The organism is Fluviicola sp. (genome assembly GCF_030151805.1).
Classification (GTDB): domain Bacteria; phylum Bacteroidota; class Bacteroidia; order Flavobacteriales_D; family Crocinitomicaceae; genus Fluviicola.
The window spans coordinates 1-2,771 of sequence record NZ_JASLCN010000459.1; the positions used below are offsets into that span (position 1 = coordinate 1).

General features: G+C 38.9%; 5 protein-coding genes. All 5 read right to left on the reverse strand.

Features of this window, described 5'->3' with window-relative positions:
* Window positions 1-530: hypothetical protein (locus Q1V93_RS17425; RefSeq protein WP_300666431.1), on the reverse strand; the 530-nt coding region annotated here is incomplete at its 3' end.
* A gap of 45 nt (window positions 531-575) precedes the next feature.
* A complete protein-coding gene (locus Q1V93_RS17430) occupies window positions 576-1,253 on the reverse strand; it encodes a hypothetical protein (protein ID WP_300666432.1) in 678 nt (225 codons plus the stop codon).
* 146 nt (window positions 1,254-1,399) lie between these two features.
* Window positions 1,400-1,855 (reverse strand): hypothetical protein, encoded by a 456-nt coding sequence (locus Q1V93_RS17435; protein ID WP_300666433.1) that lies wholly within the window; start codon window positions 1,853-1,855, stop codon window positions 1,400-1,402.
* A gap of 9 nt (window positions 1,856-1,864) precedes the next feature.
* Window positions 1,865-2,227 carry a DUF4180 domain-containing protein gene (locus Q1V93_RS17440; RefSeq protein WP_300666434.1) on the reverse strand — a complete coding sequence of 121 codons (363 nt, stop codon included), beginning with the start codon at window positions 2,225-2,227 and terminating at the stop codon, window positions 1,865-1,867.
* 65 nt (window positions 2,228-2,292) lie between these two features.
* On the reverse strand, window positions 2,293-2,771 hold a 479-nt coding region (locus Q1V93_RS17445; RefSeq protein WP_300666435.1), incomplete at its 5' end, for a tetratricopeptide repeat protein.

A 2,771-nucleotide genomic window follows, 5' to 3' on the forward strand; every position in this document is an offset into this window, starting at 1 on the left:
TTGAGTTTTTTTCCAATCCAGATTCTTTTCCGCATTAATTTCCCCTTTTCAGAATAGTCGTATTGAATATACTCCTTGTTGGATTCTATTTCTATTTTCTTATCGGTAAGAATTCCTTTCTGATAAATCTCATTTTTGAAAGTACGGCTAATATAACGTCTCAATTTTCCGGATTTAAAATAGTAAGATTCAGAACCGAATAGTATTCCATTCTCAAAAAAAACGGAGTCGATTCCTTCAAGAGTTTGGTCTTTTCGATAATATTTCCAGATTCCGATTTTATGCCTGGCGACCTGACTATCATCTATTCCTTCAATCCGAAGAATTTTAGATTCTGAAAGTTTTCGTTCTAAAATAGTCCAGCCCTCAAACCCGATCTTTCCCTGAGATCGAACATTCTCGTAATAAATGGTATCAATATTTGGAAAATCCTTTTTGTTCAGAAAAGGTCTGATGTATAAACTGTCTTGTGCCAGAAGTGTTTGAAGTCCTGCGAAATGAAGTAGTAGGAGAAGAATTTGTTTTTTCATGGATTTAGAATCATTTAGATTGAAGTCAAAGTTCTTGATTTTTTCTTATCTCACAAACTTAAATCTCTTCCCATCGTAGCTATAACGCAGGTTGTTATTCTTAATCAGCGCTTCTTTTTCGCCTCCCGGGTTAAATATCAAGGAGTCGGTGTTGAAGGAAAAAACGGTTTCCTTTTTGTTTTCATTGATCTGCACAATGTCTATTAAGCTTGTTTCCATGTCTTTACCCGAAACATCGATGGTTCCGAGGAATTGGATTTTCTGCTTCTCAAACAAGAAAACGTCTCCGCCGCAATAGTATTCAAAAGCTGCCTGGCAAACAATGAAGATTTTGTCGTTTTGAGCGTTTTTATAAAAATGAGGTTCGAAGAGATACAAATCTCCCGTTCCTTTTGATTGAAAACGGATTTTATGCTGTTTGTCTATCACCAATAACCTGTCGCCCCAATCTGTTTCCGTGTTCGGATAAACAATTTTCCCATCCGGATATTCGTAATTCCCGGTAAGAAAATAGAGGGAATTGATTTGGTAGGAAGCTTCGACATCAAACCCTTTTAATGTGATTCCTGAAGCGGTGTCGGGTTGAAATTCATGATAGGGAATGTTGCTTACTTCTTCCGGTTGCTGAATGCCTGGAACCGTTTTGTGCTGGGGTTTGTTTTTCTGTTCGCTACACGCAAGCAGCATTGTCGTCAGAAAGATGGAGGTGAAGAGGTGTTTCATAATTGTTTTCCGGGAATTTGTTCTACGAGTTTATCAGTAATTCCCAATGTAAAGACTGCAATGGATGAACATCCCGTATGTCTTGTTCAGAGACAAACCGGATAATCAAATGTTCGGTTTCAAGAATTAGTTCTTCCATCCTTTTGTTATTGACACACCAGTTTTCTACGATTCTTATCCCAATACCACTGTGTGTAATGAGTAACCTCAAGGTTTTCAACTTTCGAGTTTTCCAATTCGTTGAAACGGCTTTTATCGAAATCTTTATCCAGTTGAATGACCTCAAAATGCTTTTCATTGATGATCGTAAAGTCCACCAATTTCAAATAATCTGGAACAATTTCTTCATCCAGAAGGACTTTTCCTCCGCCAGCCCAATGTCTGTCCTGCCCGTTGCGTTTTACACCGGAAATCCAATATTCTTCTCCGGTTTCAATGTCGTAATGATTAGAAGTAATTCCGGGAGTTTTGAGTTTCTTCAATGCCATGTTGTTGAAGTAAACGGTCTGACCTGATTTTGAAAATTCAACTTCTGCAATCCAAGCCGGTCCGTCACTTGAAAATCCTGATTTTAATTCGATATACTTGATTTCTTTTGTCATGGCTATTGATTAATTCCGTGATAATCGCTCCAAAGCCTCTTCAACCGAGTTCAAAAAATTGACCTGTTTTCCATTGTTGCTTTCAAAAATAAAATCGGTAATACTTTTGGATGTGTAGGAACTGAAATCGCCTACAATAGCGAGCCGGATGCGGTAATTGGAGAATTTTTGAAGGATTTCCCCGGCTAACCCGTTTTTCAAGTCGAAAAAAGCAGGAGCAATGTTTTTACTGTAAACAATTATCCGGTCGAAACCCTGGTAATAGAGGTTTCCCAATAAATCCAATCCGTCTTCGGCTGTTTGAATAACCGGTTCGTCGGAAAGTACTTCTGCTATCCGGATATTGTTTCGGGTGTGCGCTTCGAAATGCATTGTTTTTTGTTTCTATAAGGATTCGTTAAATTACAGTTTTTCAGCATGAATTGATCATGCTGAAGTCAATCAGAGCTTTGCTGAAGTGATTTTTTGATTTCTTTTAGCCGCATTTTGGGAAGTGTGTCGGACGGTCTGAGTCCGGATGCTCTTTCATACAATTCGATGGCTTTGGTCGGATTTCCTTTCGAATAGTATGCTTCCGCGCGATCGAGCATTTTTTGATATGCTCGTTCCTCTTCCGCTTCTCTCTGATTAATAACCTGCATTTCCCCGACAACAGGAAAGCCGAACAGGCCTTTGGTCAAAGAAATTTCCAGGTAATCGTTGTTTGCGATAGTTGTATTCGCAGGGAAAACCAGTTGTTTTTTTAATCCGTGATAATCAACAATTGCATAAGGATCTCCGACACCTCTGCGCGACCCGAATCTAGCTGTTTTGATCACTTTCAAGTGAAGTGTTTCTGTTCTTCCGACCGGAATGTAAAAGTTCAGAGCCATGAAAAGAACCAGGATGATTCCTCCAAATAAAATGGTTCCGTGGA

Excerpts from the sequence above, each read along its gene's own strand:
- Q1V93_RS17440 (WP_300666434.1), bottom strand. The coding sequence starts at position 2,227 with ATGCATTTCGAAGCGCACACCCGAAACAATATCCGGATAGCAGAAGTA.
- Q1V93_RS17435 (WP_300666433.1), bottom strand. The coding sequence starts at position 1,855 with ATGACAAAAGAAATCAAGTATATCGAATTAAAATCAGGATTTTCAAGT.
- Q1V93_RS17430 (WP_300666432.1), bottom strand. The coding sequence starts at position 1,253 with ATGAAACACCTCTTCACCTCCATCTTTCTGACGACAATGCTGCTTGCG.